Source organism: Bordetella genomosp. 5 (assembly GCF_002261475.1).
GTDB lineage: Bacteria > Pseudomonadota > Gammaproteobacteria > Burkholderiales > Burkholderiaceae_B > Bordetella.
The window spans coordinates 198,017-215,492 of sequence record NZ_NEVN01000002.1; the positions used below are offsets into that span (position 1 = coordinate 198,017).

The following is a 17,476-nucleotide window of genomic DNA, read 5'->3' on the forward strand; positions in this document are numbered from 1 at the left end:
CCCGTGCAGTTGGTTGCGCGCGCAACTCATCGCGTGCCCGGCAGACCCCGCGCCGTCGTATCCCGCCATTGCGCAAAATCTGCGCAGTGCGCATGCGCAAATCAAAAAAATTCGATGGTCGCGTGCACGCTTTTAAAAAATGGTGCATAATTCGGCCCCGTTCGACGAAACGCGAATTTGAAGCGACGGCAAGCAGCAACACACAGGGCACGCCCTGCGATGCGGCAGCAAGCCAGAGCAACGAAATCGGGATCGTGGGGGTATAGCTCAGCTGGGAGAGCGCTTGCATGGCATGCAAGAGGTCAGCGGTTCGATCCCGCTTACCTCCACCACTTCAACGAACGCAGCAAGTGCAGTAAAAAGTAGTACGGCAAGTCCAAGTCCCCTTCGTCTAGAGGCCTAGGACATCACCCTTTCACGGTGAGTACAGGGGTTCGAATCCCCTAGGGGACGCCAGCTTTGCATACGCAGAGATCTGGCTCGGTTGTAGCAATACACCGCTGCGGAGCGGTAGTTCAGTTGGTTAGAATACCGGCCTGTCACGCCGGGGGTCGCGGGTTCGAGCCCCGTCCGCTCCGCCACCATCGCTCGAGAAAGCCGCAACTTCGGTTGCGGCTTTTTCTTTTTGTGCTTCCGATCCGTGCTCCGATGTGGCCGCAACTTGTGTTGCGGCTTTTTGTCGTCTGTCGTGATCGCTCCGTGTCATCGCGCGGCCGCGGTGTTGCGCGTCGCGTCACCGCACATCGTGCCTGCGCACGACCGCACGACTGCACGACTGCACGATCGTACGACCGCACGCGTCGCGCATGCGCGCCATTCATTTGCGCGCCGCATGTTTGGCGGGCGGCGTGGGTCGTGAGCACGCTCGGACGCCATGTGCGCACTGCCGGTGCACCCGTGAACGCCCCGGGCTGTCTGAGCGCTTGTCGGCGCGCTTCTGGGCGGCGGGGCAGGGTGGTGGAGGGCCGGCCTGTCGTTGTGTCGTCTACGAGGCTCTGCGCGCCTCTGTGCGCGTCATCGGCGTGAAGATGTCGTGCCGGTGTCCTGGCCTGTGCGGAACCGCCGGATGCCGTGCGCGGGCGGCACCGAAACAGCGGCACTTCCAGCAGCACAACAGCAGAAGCACAACAGCAGAAGCACGGCAGCGGAAGCGCGCGACAGATACATGGCAGCAGCACGCGGCAGAAGCAGCAGCAAGAGCGCCATCCGCATTCGAAGCGGACACAAAAAAGCCGCGACAAGGTCGCGGCCACTTCGAAGCAATCACAAGCACAAAAAGAAAAAGCCGCAACGTGAGTTGCGGCTTTCTCAAGCGATTTTGGCGGAGCGGACGGGGCTCGAACCCGCGACCCCCGGCGTGACAGGCCGGTATTCTAACCAACTGAACTACCGCTCCGCAGCGGTGTATTACTACAACCGAGCCAGATCTCTGCGTATGCAAAGCTGGCGTCCCCTAGGGGATTCGAACCCCTGTACTCACCGTGAAAGGGTGATGTCCTAGGCCTCTAGACGAAGGGGACTTGGACCAAACAGTGTACTGCTTCGTATTGCTACGTCTTCGCTTAGGTGGTGGAGGTAAGCGGGATCGAACCGCTGACCTCTTGCATGCCATGCAAGCGCTCTCCCAGCTGAGCTATACCCCCATATTCCCGACATCAACGACGTTTGCAGTGTCACCTGCTCACATCACTTTGCTGTCCGGCGCGTCGTAAAACTCGGTGAAAACTGCGATGTTGCTGCGGCTTTCGCTTCGTTTTGTTTCGCGTCGCTGGCGAAGAAACGAGATTATGCACAAGTTTTTGGGTGTGTGCAAGTCAGGGTGAAAAAAAACTGAAAAAAAGTGGCGCGGTACAGTTATTGCTCCGTTGCGAGGACTGCGCGCGCGCCTTACGTGGGACCGCGGGCGAGTCGCTGCGCAATCACAGACAGCAACGTAAGTCATTGACGTAAAGACGGATTCTGATCCCCGCCGCCAACGGTGCGCGGGGCAGGGCGCCGAAGGACGCGGGCAGGAAGGAGAGTCGGGTGGCGAGTACCGGATTTATCACGCGTGCGCTGGGGCGCACCGACATGCGCATCACGCGCGTGGGATTTGGCGCCTGGGCGATCGGCGGCGGCGATTGGGCCGTGGGCTGGGGTGCGCAGGACGACGCGGCGTCGATACGCGCAATACGCCACGCGGTGGAGCGGGGCATCAACTGGATCGATACGGCCGCCGTGTACGGCGTCGGGCATTCTGAGGCGCTCGTACGCGAGGCCCTCGCGCCTTTGGGCAGCGAAGGGCGGCCCTACATCTTCACCAAAGGCGGGCTGACCTGGTCGGCGAAAGACCGCATGGCCAACCCGCGGCGCACCGGCGCGCCCGACAGTCTGCGGCGCGAGCTCGAGCAGTCGTTGCGGCGCCTGGGTGTCGAGTGCATCGATCTCTATCAGATGCACTGGCCCGCGGGCGACGGCACGCCGCTGGAGCTCTACTGGCAGACGCTGCTGGATTTCAAGCGCGAGGGCAAGGTGCGCGCGATCGGCCTTTCCAATCACGGCTTGGCCGCGCTGCAGGATGCCGAGGCCATCGGCCACGTGGACACCTTGCAGCCGCCGTTCTCCGCGATCCGGCGCGACGCGGCAAACGATCTGCTGCCGTGGTGCGAAGCGCACGACACCGGCGTGATCGTTTACAGCCCCATGCAATCGGGGTTGCTGTCGGGCCGCTTCGACGAGGCGCGTGCCGCGCAGCTCGGCGCCGACGATTGGCGCTCGCGCAATGCCGAGTTCGCCGCGCCCCAGTTGAACCGCAATCTGGCGCTGGCCGAGGCGCTCAAGCCGGTGGCCGAACGCCATGGCGCGACCGTGGCCGCGGTTGCGGTGGCCTGGACGCTGGCCTGGCCCGGCGTGACCGGCGCGATCGTCGGCGCGCGCAGCGCGTCGCAGGTCGACGGCTGGCTGGGCGCCGCCACGCTTGAGCTGGATCGCGACGATATGGAAGAGATTGCGGACGCCATCGCGCTGAGCGGCGCGGGCACGGGCCCCGCGCTGCCCCAGGAAGACGGCGAGCTGCCTAAAAATCTGCTGGGCTGATCGGCCCCGCCGCGCGTTGCGCGCACGGGGCGAGCCTGCCGGCGCGTTGCCGGCAGGGGCGATCAGGGACGGCGGCTGTAGCGGCCGCGGCCGGCCGCCGCGATCAGCACCAGGCCGATCAGTGCCAGCGCGAGCTTGTCGTCCCAGCGCGCATAGGGCGTGAGGCCGGTCATGCCCTGTACCGACACCGGCAGCACGCCGGGCTGATGGGCCGGCAGTTGGGCCGCGACGTGCCCGCGCGCGTCGATGGCCGCGGTCAGGCCGGTGTTGGTGGCCGTGAGCATGGGACGCGCGGTCTCGATGGTGCGCAGGCGGCCGATCTGCATGTGCTGGCGCAAGGCCCACGTGTCACCGAACCAGCCGAGATTGCTCACGTTGACGAGAATCGTGGCGCCAGGCTGGCCGTCCGGGCCCGGCAGAAGCGCGGGCAGGAGCTCGGGACCGAACAGATCTTCGTAGCAGATGTTGAACGCGATGTGCTGGCCAGCCACGGCAAAGGGCTTCTGGCGCGGCGGACCGCTGTCGAAATCGCCGAGCGGGATGTCGAGCATTTCGACGAACCAGCGGAACCCCGGGGGCACGTATTCGCCCCAGGGCACCAGATGCTGCTTGTCGTAGCGCATCGCGGTGGTGCCGGTGGCCAACTGCGCAACCGGCGTGTTGGCATCGAAGCCCAAGACGCTATTGGTGTAGCTGGGGCTGCCGTCGGCGCGCCGCGTGTGCAGCGGCACGCCCATCGCGATGGTGGCCTGCTGGCGCGCGGCGACCTCGCGCCAGGCTTCCCAGATGCGGGGATCGAGCTGATCCTGAAACACCGGCAACACGGTCTCGGGCAGGATGATGAGCTGCGGCGCGGGTACGCCCGCCGCGGCGGGGAGCGCCGCGAGTTCGAGATGGCGCAGCAGGCCTTGCTGCAGCAGCGCCGGCTCGAACTTCTGCGACTGCTCGACATTGCCTTGCACCAGCCGCACCGACACCGGCTCGCCGGTGGGGCGCGACCAGTTGATCAGGCCGAGCAGCCAGCCTGCCAGCACGAACACCATTGCCACGCCGAACGCCAGCCCGTGACGCGCATCGAAGCGCTCGGCGCCCTCGGAGCCTTCGGCCACGTCGGCATGCTCCGCGCGCCAGAGGCCCGCCAGCGCGGCCGCCGCGAACGCGGCGAACAGCGCCATGCCGTGCACGCCCAGGATCGGCGCCCAGCCGGCGAGCGGGCCGTCGACGTGGGCATAGCCGATGTTGAGCCACGGAAAGCCGGTCCAGAGGGTGGCGCGCACCCACTCGAAGAACGCCCAGCAGGCGCCCCAGGTGGCGGCCGCCCACAGGGCCTGACGGGCGCGCAGCGCGACGCCGTCGAGCACGCGCGGCGGACACAGCCAGCGCGCCGCGGCGCAGGCCATGCCCGGAAAGATGGCCAGAAACAGCGAAAGCGCCAGCACGCCGCCCACGGCGAGCGGGACGGCCATGCCGCCGTAGCGGTGCATGCTGACGAACAGCCAGTACAGGCCCAGGCTGAAACTGAACGACGAGAACCACCAGCCGCGCGCGAACGCCGCGCGCAAGGTGGGCGCGCGCAGCGTGGCGTGCGCCGCGACGGCGAGGGTCAGGATTTGAATCAGTGCCAGCGACCAGGCCGGCAGCGGCCCGGGCGCGAAGGTGAGCGCATGCAGCGCACCCGCGGCGCCCAGCAGGGCGGCGCCCCGCAGCGTGCCGGCCGACGGCCGGCGCAACCAGGGGCGGCGCGTCATGCCGCGCTATCGGTGGCGCTGTCGCGGTAGACCCGCAGCCACAGGGCGCGGCGCGGATCGGCGCGAATGACCTCGATCTTCAGGCCATCGAACTCGGCGTGGTCGCCGCGGCGCGGGATCCGGCCGAGCTTGCCGCCCAGCCAGCCGCCGACGCTGTCGTACTCGTCGTCGGGCAGGGTGGTGCCGAAGGTTTCGTTGAAGTGGCTGATCTCGGTGGACGCCAGCAGACGCCACTGATTGTCGCCCTCGGGGAAGATCGATTCTTCTTCTTCCTCGTCGAACTCGTCTTCGATGTCGCCGACGATCTGCTCCAGCACGTCTTCCATGGTGACGAGGCCGGAGATGCCGCCGTGCTCGTCGATGACGATGGCGATGTGATTGCGGCTCGCGCGAAACTCATGCAGCAGCACGTTGAGCCGCTTGACCTCGGGGATGAACACGGCGGGGCGGATCAGCGAGCGCACTTCGAGCTCGGGATCCTGCATCACGCGCAGCAGATCCTTGGCCAACAGGATGCCGAGGATGTTGTCGCGGTCGTTTTCGTAGACGGGGAAGCGTGAGTGAGCCGTTTCGACGACGGTGGCCAGCAGTTGCGGCAGGGGCACGCCGACGTCGAGCAGGTCCATGCGGGAGCGCGGCACCATGATGTCGGCGACGGTGCGCTCGGACACGGCCAGCGCACCCTTGAGCATGGTGTACGACTCTACGTCCAGGAGAGCGCGCTCGTGCGCGGCGTCGAGCACCGCTTTGATGCCTTCGCGGTCTTCGGGCTCACGCCGGACCAGCCTGAGCAGGCGGTCGAGCAGGGATTTGGTGGGTTTGGAGGAGCGAGCGCGGGGCGCTTCGGCAGCAGGATAAGGGTCGGACATCGTCCAGATGGACTCGTTGCTAAAAGATCAGCATAACCCAAGTTGCAGACATAGTTGTAACGACGACGCGATCTGCCCCCGAACATGCCCGCAACGGCGCCGATCCGGCGGTGCCTGGACGCGATCCGCCGAACCGGTCCGTCCCCGGCCGGGCGGCGTTAGTCTTCGATGACGTAGGGGTCGGTGATGCCCATGCGCGCGAGGATCTGCGCCTCGAGCGTTTCCATGCGGCGGGCGTCGCGGGCCTTGAGGTGGTCGTAGCCCAGCGCGTGCAGCACGCCATGAATGGTGAGGTGCGCGGCGCGGTCGGTGAAGGCTTTTTTCTGCTCGCGCGCCTCGCGGGCCAGCACCGGCACGCAGATCACGATGTCACCGCGGGCAACGCCCAGCGGATCGACCCCGTATTCGAAGGTGAGCACGTTGGTCGCGTAGTCACGTCCGCGGAAATCGCGATTCAGACGCTTGCCCTCGGCCTGGCCGACCAGGCGGATCGAGAGCTCGGCGGCGTCGAAGGCGGTCAGGCCATCGGCCTGGGCGCCTTCGAGGGCGTAGCCCGCCCAGCGCCGCACACGGTGGCGCGCCAGACGGGGTTCGGCCACGGCGTACTGCACCGACAGGGAAAGCGTCGCGCTCATGGCCGGCCGTCTTCCTGTTCCGCCTTGTCGTAGGCGTCGACGATGCGCGCCACCAGCGGATGGCGCACCACGTCGCGGCTCGTGAAGCGCGTCATGGCGATGCCCTGCACGTCGTCGAGCACCTGCACGGCGTGCGCCAGCCCGCTCTGCTGGCCGCGCGGCAGGTCGACCTGCGAGGGGTCGCCCGTGATCACCGCCTTGCTGCCGAAGCCGATGCGGGTGAGGAACATCTTCATCTGCTCGGGCGTGGTGTTCTGCGCCTCGTCCAGGATGACGAAGGAGTGGTTCAGCGTGCGGCCGCGCATGTACGCCAGCGGGGCGATCTCGATGCTCTGCTTCTCGAACAGACGCTGCACGCGCTCGAAGCCCATCAGGTCGTAGAGCGCGTCGTAGAGCGGGCGCAGATAGGGGTCGACCTTCTGTGCCAGGTCGCCGGGCAGGAAGCCCAGGCGCTCGCCGGCCTCGACCGCCGGGCGCGTCAGCACCAGGCGCTGCACCGTGTCGCGCTCCATGGCGTCGATCGCGCAGGCGACGGCGAGCCAGGTCTTGCCGGTGCCGGCCGGGCCGACGCCGAACGTGATGTCGTGCTTGAGGATGTTGTTGAGGTAATCGCGCTGGCGCGGGGTGCGCGGGCGCAGATCGGTGCGGCGGGTGCGCAGCAGCACGCCGTTGCTTTCGTCGTCGACCGGCGGCAGCGGATCGAGCGCGCGCGGGTCGGCCGCGCGTTGCTCGGGGGCGGGCTCTTCCTGGCGACCCACGCCGATCTCCACCAGCCCGAGCTGGATGTCGTCCACGCTCAGGGCGCGGTGCGTGGCCTGCTCGTAGAAGCGGCGCAGCGCGCGGCCGGCCAGCTCGGCGCGTTCGCCTTCGATCGTGACGCGTGCGCCCCGCCGATTGAGCGTGACGCCCATGCCGTCGGCGAGCTGACGCAGATTCTCGTCGAGCGGGCCGCACAGGTTGGACAGATGGATGTTGTCGCCGTCGAGGGTGACGACGACCGGCATGCCGCGCCGGCTCTTGCTGCGGGGTTGACTCATGCGGCTCCCTGGAGATGGGGTTGCGTGGCCGAGAGGCGGCCGCGCAGCGAATTGGTATGGGCGTGCGTGATATCGACGTCGACCATGCGGCCGATCAGCGAGATCGGGCCGGGGAAGTTGACGATGCGGTTGTTCTCGGTGCGCGCCATCAGCTCATTGACGTCGCGGCGCGAGGTGCCTTCGATCAGCACGCGCTGCGTGGTGCCGACCATGGCTTGCGCGATGGCGGCGGCCTGTTCGTTGATCAGGGCCTGCAGGCGTTGCAGGCGCTTGAGCTTGACGTCTGCCGGGGTGTCGTCGGTCAGGTCGGCCGCCGGCGTACCGGGACGGCGCGAGTACACGAAGGAGAACGAGGTATCGAAGCCGACGTCGGCGATCAGCTTCATCGTCTTTTCGAAGTCTTCTTCGGTCTCCCCCGGGAAACCGACGATGAAGTCGGACGACAGGGTGAGGTTGGGGCGGGCGGCGCGCAGCTTGCGCACCACCGATTTGAACTCGAGCGCCGTGTAGCCGCGCTTCATGGCGGCCAGCACGCGATCGCTGCCGGCCTGCACGGGCAGGTGCAGGAACGACACCAGCTTGGGCAGACGCGCATAGGCGTCGACCATGCGTTGGGTCATTTCCTTGGGGTGCGAGGTTGTGTAGCGGATGCGTTCGATGCCGGGGATCTCGTGGACGTATTCGAGCAGCATGGCGAAATCGGCGATCTCGTCGGTGTCGCCCATGCGGCCACGATAGGCGTTGACGTTCTGGCCCAGCAGCGTCACTTCCTTCACGCCCTGGTCGGCCAGGTCGGCCACTTCGATCAGCACGTCGTCGAACGGCCGCGAGACCTCGTCGCCCCGGGTATACGGCACGACGCAGAAGCTACAGTATTTGCTACAGCCTTCCATGATCGAGACGAACGCGGTCGCGCCTTCGACGCGCGGCGGCGGCATGGCGTCGAACTTTTCGATCTCGGGAAAGCTGATGTCGACCTGCGAGCGGCCTTCGCTGCGGCGGCGCCGGATCAGTTCGGGCAGACGGTGCAGCGTCTGCGGGCCGAACACCACGTCGACGTAGGGGGCACGCTTGACGATGGCCTCGCCTTCCTGGCTGGCGACGCAGCCGCCCACGCCGATCACCAGATTGGGATTCAGGCGCTTGAGATGCTGGACGCGGCCCAGGTCAGAAAACACCTTTTCCTGCGCCTTTTCGCGCACCGAACAGGTGTTGAACAGGATCACATCCGCTTCTTCGGGATTGTCGGTGACTTCCAGGCCCTGGTCGGCACGCAGGACGTCGACCATCTTGTCGGAGTCGTACTCGTTCATCTGGCAGCCGAAGGTGCGGATGAAGAGCTTGCGGGCGCCGGCGGGGATATGCAGCGGCGTGGCCTGGTCAGCGGCCGGGGTGGAGGGGGCAGGCGAGGGGGCGGCGGCGGAGCCGTCGCGTTTCAGGGTCGTTTCTTGCATGGCGTGCGCCGTGACGGGTGTAGATCCCGGGGGCGTAAAATGGTGAAAGTCTTGGGGAGAACCCCGAATTTTAGCCTTTTCGCCGGGATTGTCTTGGAACGGCCGCTTTGCGCCGTTACCATAGCCGCCCGGAACGGTACCGTTCCCGCCGGGGGCCACTGCCCCGGCCGCGCCAGTCCCGGCCTACAGCCCGCCCCGCGGGCCCCACCGGAACCGGAGCCGGTGCCGTGCTTGCGCCGGGTCCGTCGCCCGGCATCGATTTCCCCGCCGGCCTGGCCGGTCGACTTCGCCTCGCATGAACCTCATTCCTCCGCTTCCCACCCCGCCCCTGGCCGAGCCGCCGCGCATGCCCGCCTGGCGCGGTGGCCTGACCGTGTGCGTGGTGCTGGCCGCCATGGCCGCCAGCGCACACTGGATCGACCAGGACTTCACCCTCTGGATCCACGCGCACGTGAGCCCCGCCGTCAACGACACCTTCGAGTGGATCGGCGAGCTGGGCGATCCGGATGTGTATCTCGCGGCCGCGCTGGCCGCGTACGTGCTGTCGCTGATGGGCCTGCAGCGGGGCTGGAACTGCCCGGTGCGCTTCGGCTTCGATCGCATCGCGCGCGTGTGCGTGCTGCTGATGGCCACCATGGCGACCGGCGGCATCGTGACCTGGCTGCTCAAGCGCATCGTGGCGCGGGCCCGTCCCGAAGAGCTGCTGGACGACAAGTTCTATGGCCGCGGCGACCTGTTCGCCGGCGAGCCCTTCGATTCGTTCCCGTCCAGTCACACCCAGGCCGCCTTTGCCGTGGCCGCCGTCGTGGCGATCGTGGCGCCGCGCTGGCGCTGGCCGGTGTTTGCCGTGGCCAGCCTGGTGGCGGCCAGCCGGGTGGTCAATCGCGATCACTACCTGAGCGATGTCGTGGGTGGCGCAATGATCGCCATCGTCTGCGCCGCCTTGCTCGCGCCGCGCGTGCTGTCGGCGCGTTATCAGTGGCCCCTGCGGGCGCCGTGGCGCTGGCGCCGCGGCTGAGTCTGCGGCACGCGCCGAAGGCGCGCGCCCCGCGGGGCGATGCCCAATGAAAAACCCCGGGACGGCGAGGCCGTACCCGGGGTTTTCGTTTCTGGTGGCGCCGCCTCGTGGGCGGCGCGCCCGTCGGACTCAGGCGGCTTCGACGCCGTCTTCGTCTTTCTTGACCGGCTTGACCAGGTCTTCACGCTTCACGCCCATCCACATCGCCAGCGCCGCGGCCACGAACACCGAGGAATAGATGCCGAACCAGATGCCGATGGTGAGGGCCAGGGCGAAGTAGTGCAGCGTGGGGCCGCCGAAGAACAGCATGGCCAGCACCATCATCTGGGTCGAGCCGTGGGTGATGATCGTGCGCGAGATCGTCTGCGTGATGGCGCTGTCGATCACTTCGTGCACGCTGGCCTTGCGGTACTTGCGGAAGTTTTCGCGAATCCGGTCCATGATGACCACGGACTCGTTGACCGAGTAGCCCAGCACCGCGAGCACGCCGGCCAGCACGGCGAGCGAGAACTCCCACTGGAAGAACGCGAAGAAGCCCAGGATGATCACCACGTCGTGGAGGTTGGCGATCACGCCGGCGACGGCGAACTTCCATTCGAAGCGGATGCCCAGATAGGCCATGATGCCGATCACCACGACGAGCAGCGCCATCATGCCGTTGTGCAGCAGCTCCTGGCCCACCTGCGGGCCCACGAACTCCACGCGGCGCAGTTGCACCGAGTCGTCGGCCGCCTTGAGCGAGGCCATCACGGTCTCGCTCTGCGTGGCCGAGGTCTGACCCTCGGCCAGCGGCAGGCGGATCATGACGTCGCGCGAGGTGCCGAAGTTCTGCACCTGGAAATCGGTGTAGCCGAGCTTGGACACGGCGCCGCGCACCTGATCGAGCTGCGCGGTCTGCGCGTAGTTGACTTCCATGACCGTGCCGCCGGTGAATTCGATCGACAGGTGGAAGCCGCGCGTGACGATGAAGAACACCGCGGCCACGAAGGTCAGCAGGCTGATGATGTTCAGCACCAGCGCGTTGCGCATGAACGGGATGGTGCGATGAATCCGGAAAAATTCCATGTTACGCCTTGCAGGTAGCCCGGAAGGGCGGCGTTGTCAGCCGCCCATGCCGGTTCAGTTTGCCTTGTTGGTGGGTTTCCACACGGTGCCGATCGAGATGTTCGTGAGCTTTTTCTGACGGCCATACCAGAGGTTGGCCAGCGCGCGCACGCCCACCACCGACGAGAACATCGAGGTGACGATACCCAGGCAGTGCACCACCGCGAAGCCCCGGATCGGACCCGAGCCGAAGGCCAGCAGTGCCAGGCCCACGATCAGCGTGGTCAGGTTGGAGTCGAGAATGGTGCCCCAGGCGCGTTCGAAGCCGTGATGGATTGCCTGCTGCGGGGTGGCCCCGTTGCGCAATTCTTCGCGGATCCGTTCGTTGATCAGCACGTTCGAGTCGATGGCCATGCCCAGCGTGAGCGCGATAGCCGCGATCCCGGGGAGTGTCAGCGTGGCCTGCAGCATCGACAGCAGGGCCAGCAGCAGCAACACGTTGAAGGTCAGGCCGATCGTGGAGAACACGCCGAACAGGTGGTAGTAGATGATGATGAAGACCGCGATCGCCAGGAAGCCGTACAGGGTCGAGTAGAAGCCCTTGGCGATGTTGTCGGCGCCGAGGCTCGGGCCGATGGTGCGCTCTTCGATGATCGACATCGGGGCAGCCAGCGCGCCAGCGCGCAGCAGCAGCGCGGTGTCGGCGGCTTCTTCGGGGCTCATGGAGCCCGAGATCTGCACCTGACCGCCGGCGATTTCCGAACGGATCACCGGCGCCGTCACCACTTCACCCTTGCCGTTTTCGAACAACAGAATCGCCATGCGGCGGCCGATGTTGTCGCGGGTCACGTCGCGGAAGATGCGCGCGCCCTTGGTGTCGAGCGTCAGGTGGACGGCGGCCTGCTGGGTCTGGGAGTCGCGGCCGGGTTGGGCGTCCTGGAGATTCTCACCGGTCAGGATGACCTGACGGCGCACCAGCAGCGGACGACCGTCGCGGTCGGTGTAACGCTCCAGACCGAACGGCACCGAGCCCGAGGCCAGCGCGCTCTGGGCGCCCGGCGAGTCGTCGACCATGCGGATTTCGAGCGTGGCGGTGCGGCCCAGCAGTTCCTTGGCCTTGGCCACGTCCTGCACGCCGGGCAGTTGCACGATGATGCGGTCGTTGCCCTGTTGCTGGATCACGGGTTCGGCGACGCCGAGTTCGTTGATCCGGTTGTGCAGGGTGTTGATGTTCTGCTTGAGCGCGGTGTCCTGCACGCGGGTGATGGCGGTCGGGCTCAGCTCGCCGACCAGGGCCGGACGGCCACCGTTGTCGGTTTCGACGAACTGCAGATCGGCCATGCGGTTGCGCAGGGCGTCGCGGGCGCGGTCGCGCTGCTCGGCATTGGCAAACGTGGCCTGCACGGCCATGCCGGTACGCTCGACGTTGGCGACCTCGACCTTCTGGTCGCGCAGGGTCGCGCGCACGTCGGTGGCAAGCGAGTCGTAGCGGGCGGTCAGGGCGCCCTGCATGTCGACCTGCAGCAGGAAGTGCACGCCGCCGCGCAGGTCCAGACCGAGGTACATGGGCTTGGGCTCGAACCAGCCCAGCGTGCGCATCCAGGGCGGCGACGCGGGCAGCAGGTTCAGGGCCACGGTGTAGTGGGGGTCGCCCGCGACGGTGTTCAGGGTGCGATCGAGGAGGTCACGCGCCTGAAGCTGGATGTCGGTGGAGGCAAAGCGGGCCCGGACGGTGCCGAGCGTGCCGTTGAGCTCGTAATAGACGCTCGTGGCCGGGATTTTGGCGTCGTTCAGGATCTGCTCGACGCGTTCCAGCATTGCGGGTTCCACCTTGATGGTGGCCTTGGCGCTGGAGATCTGTACGGCAGGGGATTCGCCGTAGAAATTGGGCAGGGTATAGAGCAGGCCGATGACGACCGCAACCAGGACCGTGATGTACTTCCAGAGGGGATAGCGGTTCATTGCCGGCTACTTATCAAGGGGTGGAGCGGAACAAGGCCCCGCACGAAGGCGGGGCCTGATCTGACGATTACAGGGCCTTGATGGTTCCCTTGGGCAGCACGGTCGTGACCGAGGCCTTTTGCAGCGTGATTTCGACGGGCTTTTCGGCCAGGTCGGCGACTTCGACGGTGATGTAGCTGTCGGTGACCTTGGAGACCTTGCCCAGGATGCCGCCGGCGGTGACGACTTCGTCGCCCTTGGCCAGTGCGGCGACCATGTTGCGGTGTTCTTTCTGGCGCTTCATCTGCGGACGGATCATCAGGAAATAGAGGATCACGAACATCAGGATGATGGGCAGCATGCCCATCAGCGCATTGCCTTCGGCGGCTTGTGCCAGGACGATGCCGGCGGTGTCGATAGCAGACATGGAATGACTCCTAGGTTATTCAGTTGTGTATGTCGTAATGTTGTTCTGTCCCTAGCCCCCGCGCGAGCCATGGGTAGGGCAAGCCGGCTATTGTAGCGAGGTTGTGCGGCGCGCACCCCGGGCCGCTCCCGCCGGCCGATCGGCCGGGCGGGCCCGCCCGGGGTATGCGCCCGGCAGGGGCCCGTCGCACGGGTGCGGTGTCAGGGTTTACGCCTAGCGCCGGGCGTGGCGGCTAGTCGACACCGCGGGCGCGGTCGGCGGCGAACTGCGCGCGCCAGGCCTCGAAGCGGCCCGCCGCGATCGCCTCGCGCATTTCGCCCATGATGGTCAGGTAGAAGTGCAGATTGTGCAGCGTATTCAGACGCGCGCCCGTGATTTCGTTGGCGCGCTGCAGATGATGCAGATAGGCGCGCGAGAAATGCTGGCACGTGTGGCAGGCGCAACTGGGGTCGAGCGGTCGGGTGTCGTCGCGATATTTGGCGTTGCGGATCTTCACGTCGCCGAAGCGGGTGAACAGCCAGCCATTGCGCGCGTTGCGGGTCGGCATCACGCAGTCGAACATGTCGACGCCGCGCGCCACGCCCTCGACCAGATCCTCGGGCGTACCCACGCCCATCAGGTAGCGCGGGCGGTCCTGCGGCAGGCGCGGGGCCACGTGCGCCAGGATGCGCATCATGTCTTCTTTGGGCTCGCCCACCGACAGGCCGCCGATGGCATAGCCATGAAAGCCGATGTCCGTCAGGCCCGCGAGCGACTCGTCGCGCAGGTTTTCGTACATGCCGCCCTGCACGATGCCGAACAGGGCGTTGGGATTCTCGAGCTGATCGAAGGTCTCGCGCGAGCGCCGCGCCCACCGCAGCGACATGCGCATCGAGCGAGCGGCCTCTTCGGACGTGGCCGGACGGCCGTCGATCTCGTAGGGCGTGCACTCGTCGAACACCATCACGATGTCGGAGTTGAGCGAGCGCTGGATGCGCATCGACTCTTCCGGGGTGAGGAACAGCCGCGCGCCGTCGATCGGCGAGGCGAACTTCACGCCCTCTTCGGTGATCTTGCGCATGCCCTGCAGGCTGAACACCTGGAAGCCACCCGAGTCGGTCAGGATCGGCTTGTCCCATTGCATGAAGCCATGCAGGCCGCCGTGCTTTTCCATGATGGCGGTGCCGGGGCGCAGCCACAGGTGGAAAGTGTTGCCCAGCACGATCTGCGAGCCGATTTCCTTGAGCTCGTGGGGCAGCATCGCCTTGACGCTGCCGTACGTGCCGACCGGCATGAAGATGGGCGTTTCGACCACGCCGTGGTTCAGGGTCATGCGACCGCGGCGGGCGCCGCCGTCGGTGGCGAGCAGTTCGAATTGCAATCCGGTCATGGCTGGGGAGTTTCGATGAACATGGCGTCGCCGTAGCTGAAGAAGCGATAGCGCTGGGCGACGGCGTGGGCGTAGGCGCGGCGGATGGGCTCGACGCCGGCCAGGGCCGACACCAGCATCAGCAGCGTCGACTGCGGCAGGTGGAAATTGGTGAGCAGGGCGTTGACGACATGATAGGTGTAGCCCGGCGTGATGAAGAGGCGGGTGTCGCCGCTGGCGGCGCCGATGCCGGCCGGCCCCGCGGCGCCTTGCGCCTGGCTGTGGGCAGCGGCCGACTCGAGGGCGCGCACGCTGGTGGTGCCCACCGCGATCACGCGTCCGCCCGCCTGGCGCGCGCGCTCGATGGCGGCCACGGTCTCGGGCGGCACGGTGTACCACTCGGCGTGCATGATGTGGTCGGACAGATTGTCGACGCGCACCGGCTGGAAGGTGCCGGCGCCCACATGCAGCGTCACGAAGGCGCGCGCCACGCCCTGCGCCGCCAGGCGCTCTAGCATGGGCTGGTCGAAATGCAGGCCCGCCGTGGGCGCGGCGACGGCGCCGGGCTCGCGCGCATAGACGGTCTGGTAGCGCGTGTCGTCTTCCTGGTCGGCGGCGTGCGTGATGTAGGGGGGCAGCGGCGTGGCGCCGTGGGCGTCGAGCAGATCCAGCACGGGCGCCGGAAACCGCAGCTCGAACAGCTCGCCCTGGCGGCCCAGCACCTCGGCCTCGAAAGCGCCGTCGGCCAGCACGAGGCGCATGCCGGCGCCGGGCGATTTGCTGGCGCGCACATGCGCCAGCGCGCGATCGGTGTCGACGATGCGCTCGACCAGCACTTCGATCTTGCCGCCGGTCGCTTTCTGTCCGGTCAGGCGGGCCTTGATGACGCGCGTGTCGTTGAACACCAGCAGATCATGGGGGCGCAGCAGCCCGGCCAGATCGGGAAACTGGCGGTCGTGCAACTGGCTGCCGGCGTCCAGATGCAGCAGACGGCTGCCATCGCGGCGCGTGGCGGGGGTCTGCGCGATCAGCTCATCGGGCAGGTCGTAATCGAAATCGGCGACGGTATAGGTGTGAGACACAGCGGAAAACTCGATAGGGGCACGGCGATGCGCGCGCCGGGGCCGGGCTGCGCGGGGTCGGGGAAGGCCCGCGGCCAGGCGGCCCGGGGCGGTCCCGGACAGGCCGAGCCGACACAACCGGCCATTGTAGCCCGGCGCGCGGCCGTGCCATGGCGCCAACAGCGTGCGCCCGGAATGCTTGCCCGGCCGACTCGGGGTCGTGGCGTTTCGGTATGCTTTCGGCTTCAACCGCAAAGTGATGTAACGGGTGGGGCATGGCACAAGGGCAAGGCACGCAGATACAGGGGCAAGACAGCCACCGGAGCCGCGCGGGCGCGGGCCGGCGGCGGGCCACGCGGCTGGGGCAATGGATCGTGGCCGCGATCGTGAGTTGCTGCGGTGTCGCGGTGGCGCAGCCCACGCCGCAGGCCGGCATGCCCGCCAAGCTGGCAACCGCCTGGCGCAACGCCAAGCTGCCCGATGACGCCCTGTCGGTGGTGGTGCAGGAGATCAACGGCCCGCGCCTGCTGGCCGTCAATGCTAAAACGCCGCGCAATCCGGCCTCGGTGATGAAGCTGGTCACCACCTGGGCCGCGCTGTCCGAACTCGGACCCAACTACGTCTGGCGCACGGAGTTTCTGACGGGCCCGGGCAACCGGCCCGATGCCCACGGCGCGCTGCAAGGCCCCCTGTACCTGCGGGCCAGCGGCGATCCGCAGTTCCTGTTGCAGGACATGTGGACCCTGCTGCGCGAGCTGCGCCTGCGCGGCGTCAAACAGATCAACGACCTGGTGATCGACCGCAGCATTTTCGGTCAGGTCGCCATCGACCCGGGCGCCTTCGACGGTGCCCCGGACCGCGCCTACAATGCCAGCCCCGATGCGCTGATGGTGGGCTTCGGCGCCGTGCGGCTGTTGTTCACGCCGGACCCGCTGGCCAATAAATGGCTGCCGGTGATCGACCCGCCGGTGCCCGGCCTGCGCCTGGAAGGGCAGGTGGAATGGAGCGACGTGCGTTGCCCCGGACCGCCGGTTGTCACGACCGAGCCGGTGGTCACGCAGCAGGGCATGAGCCTGCGGCTGGCCGGCAAGGTGGCGGGTTCCTGCGGCGAATTCAGCCTGTACCGACTGGCGCTGTCGCAACAGGATTACGCCGACGCCGTGCTGCGCATGCTCTGGCGCGAGCTGGGCGGCACGTTCAAGGGCACGGTTCGTACCGGCATGGTGCCGCCGGATGCCATGCCGCTGGCCAGCCACGAGTCGCCCACGCTGGGCGAGGCGATCCGCGTCATCAACAAGCGCAGCAATAACGTGATGGCGCGCACGGTGCTGCTCACGCTGGGCGCCGAGCGCGGCCGCCGGCCGGCCACCGTGGCCTCGAGCGAGGCCGTCGCCAAGCAGATCCTGCAGGAGCAGGGTCTGGTGATGCCCGAGCTGGTGATCGATAACGGCGCCGGCCTGTCGCGCGACGCGCGGGTGTCGGCCGACAGTCTGGCCTCGATGCTCACGCTGGCCTGGCAATCGCCGGTCATGCCCGAGTTCATCGCGTCCATGGCGATCGCCGGGGTCGACGGCACGGTGCGCCGCCGCCTCAAGGGCAACGGCGCGGCCGGCATGGCGCATCTGAAGACCGGCTCGCTGCGCGATGTGCGGGCCATCGCGGGCTACGTGCTGGGCGCGAGCGGCAAGCGCTATGTGGTGGTCAGCATCGTCAATCACGACAACGCGGCCGCCGTGCGGGCCTTCGACGATGCGCTGGTGGCTTGGCTGGCCGAGCAATGAATCGGCCATGCCGGGGCGCGCCGGCCGCAATCGGATTA

At 67.3% G+C, this 17,476-nt stretch carries 13 protein-coding genes and 6 tRNA genes; 6 read left to right on the forward strand and 13 right to left on the reverse strand.

Features of this window, described 5'->3' with window-relative positions:
* Window positions 1–256: 256 nt before the first annotated feature.
* The 3 genes from CEK29_RS04480 (at window position 257) to CEK29_RS04490 (ending at window position 581) form a co-directional block, all read left to right on the forward strand.
* Window positions 257–332: transfer RNA gene (locus CEK29_RS04480), tRNA-Ala, on the forward strand.
* A gap of 48 nt (window positions 333–380) precedes the next feature.
* Window positions 381–456 (forward strand) — tRNA-Glu (locus CEK29_RS04485).
* 48 nt (window positions 457–504) lie between these two features.
* Window positions 505–581, forward strand: a tRNA-Asp gene (locus CEK29_RS04490).
* 738 nt (window positions 582–1,319) lie between these two features.
* On the opposite strand, the gene CEK29_RS04495 is transcribed toward CEK29_RS04490, so the two are convergent.
* The 3 genes from CEK29_RS04495 to CEK29_RS04505 all read right to left on the reverse strand — a co-directional run bounded on the left by CEK29_RS04495 (window position 1,320) and on the right by CEK29_RS04505 (window position 1,643).
* A tRNA-Asp gene (locus tag CEK29_RS04495) sits at window positions 1,320–1,396 on the reverse strand.
* Window positions 1,397–1,444: 48 nt separating this feature from the next.
* Window positions 1,445–1,520, reverse strand: a tRNA-Glu gene (locus CEK29_RS04500).
* A gap of 47 nt (window positions 1,521–1,567) precedes the next feature.
* A tRNA-Ala gene (locus tag CEK29_RS04505) sits at window positions 1,568–1,643 on the reverse strand.
* A 427-nt stretch (window positions 1,644–2,070) separates the two neighbouring features.
* Here CEK29_RS04505 and CEK29_RS04510 point away from each other — a divergent pair.
* Entirely contained in the window at window positions 2,071–3,075 is a 1,005-nt protein-coding gene (locus CEK29_RS04510) for an aldo/keto reductase (protein ID WP_094857579.1), read from the forward strand.
* A gap of 62 nt (window positions 3,076–3,137) precedes the next feature.
* Here the strand turns inward: CEK29_RS04510 and lnt are convergent, their stop codons facing one another.
* The 5 genes from lnt to miaB form a co-directional block, all read right to left on the reverse strand.
* On the reverse strand, window positions 3,138–4,823 hold the full coding sequence (gene lnt, locus CEK29_RS04515; RefSeq protein WP_094857444.1) for an apolipoprotein N-acyltransferase: 1,686 nt from the start codon (window positions 4,821–4,823) through the stop codon (window positions 3,138–3,140).
* Window positions 4,820–5,692 carry an HlyC/CorC family transporter gene (locus CEK29_RS04520; protein WP_094803512.1) on the reverse strand — a complete coding sequence of 291 codons (873 nt, stop codon included), beginning with the start codon at window positions 5,690–5,692 and terminating at the stop codon, window positions 4,820–4,822. The genes lnt and CEK29_RS04520 overlap by 4 nt, the downstream gene beginning before the upstream one ends.
* A gap of 158 nt (window positions 5,693–5,850) precedes the next feature.
* Window positions 5,851–6,327, reverse strand: coding sequence for an rRNA maturation RNase YbeY (gene ybeY / locus CEK29_RS04525; protein WP_094803510.1), 477 nt, complete (start codon window positions 6,325–6,327; stop codon window positions 5,851–5,853).
* Complete coding sequence (locus tag CEK29_RS04530) at window positions 6,324–7,364, reverse strand: PhoH family protein (protein ID WP_094803509.1); 1,041 nt, start codon at window positions 7,362–7,364, stop codon at window positions 6,324–6,326. Before CEK29_RS04530 ends, ybeY begins: the two co-directional genes overlap by 4 nt.
* A complete protein-coding gene (gene miaB, locus CEK29_RS04535; RefSeq protein ID WP_094803507.1) occupies window positions 7,361–8,818 on the reverse strand; it encodes a tRNA (N6-isopentenyl adenosine(37)-C2)-methylthiotransferase MiaB in 1,458 nt (485 codons plus the stop codon). Before miaB ends, CEK29_RS04530 begins: the two co-directional genes overlap by 4 nt.
* Window positions 8,819–9,113: 295 nt before the next feature.
* Here miaB and CEK29_RS04540 point away from each other — a divergent pair, with 295 nt between their 5' ends.
* Entirely contained in the window at window positions 9,114–9,836 is a 723-nt protein-coding gene (locus CEK29_RS04540; protein WP_094857445.1) for a phosphatase PAP2 family protein, read from the forward strand.
* A gap of 129 nt (window positions 9,837–9,965) precedes the next feature.
* On the opposite strand, the gene secF is transcribed toward CEK29_RS04540, so the two are convergent.
* The 5 genes from secF to queA all read right to left on the reverse strand — a co-directional run bounded on the left by secF (window position 9,966) and on the right by queA (window position 15,678).
* Complete coding sequence (secF, locus tag CEK29_RS04545) at window positions 9,966–10,901, reverse strand: protein translocase subunit SecF (protein WP_094803503.1); 936 nt, start codon at window positions 10,899–10,901, stop codon at window positions 9,966–9,968.
* A gap of 54 nt (window positions 10,902–10,955) precedes the next feature.
* Window positions 10,956–12,842, reverse strand: coding sequence for a protein translocase subunit SecD (gene secD / locus CEK29_RS04550; protein WP_094803501.1), 1,887 nt, complete (start codon window positions 12,840–12,842; stop codon window positions 10,956–10,958).
* Between the two features lie 67 nt (window positions 12,843–12,909).
* A complete protein-coding gene (gene yajC / locus CEK29_RS04555; protein ID WP_094803499.1) occupies window positions 12,910–13,248 on the reverse strand; it encodes a preprotein translocase subunit YajC in 339 nt (112 codons plus the stop codon).
* A gap of 232 nt (window positions 13,249–13,480) precedes the next feature.
* Window positions 13,481–14,617, reverse strand: coding sequence for a tRNA guanosine(34) transglycosylase Tgt (tgt, locus tag CEK29_RS04560; protein WP_094857446.1), 1,137 nt, complete (start codon window positions 14,615–14,617; stop codon window positions 13,481–13,483).
* Complete coding sequence (gene queA, locus CEK29_RS04565) at window positions 14,614–15,678, reverse strand: tRNA preQ1(34) S-adenosylmethionine ribosyltransferase-isomerase QueA (RefSeq protein WP_094857447.1); 1,065 nt, start codon at window positions 15,676–15,678, stop codon at window positions 14,614–14,616. Before queA ends, tgt begins: the two co-directional genes overlap by 4 nt.
* A gap of 254 nt (window positions 15,679–15,932) precedes the next feature.
* On the opposite strand from queA, the gene dacB reads away from it, so the two are divergent.
* The gene (gene dacB, locus CEK29_RS04570; RefSeq protein ID WP_094857448.1) at window positions 15,933–17,438 is read left to right on the forward strand and encodes a D-alanyl-D-alanine carboxypeptidase/D-alanyl-D-alanine endopeptidase; all 1,506 of its coding nucleotides are present in this window, start codon (window positions 15,933–15,935) and stop codon (window positions 17,436–17,438) included.
* Window positions 17,439–17,476: the final 38 nt, after the last annotated feature.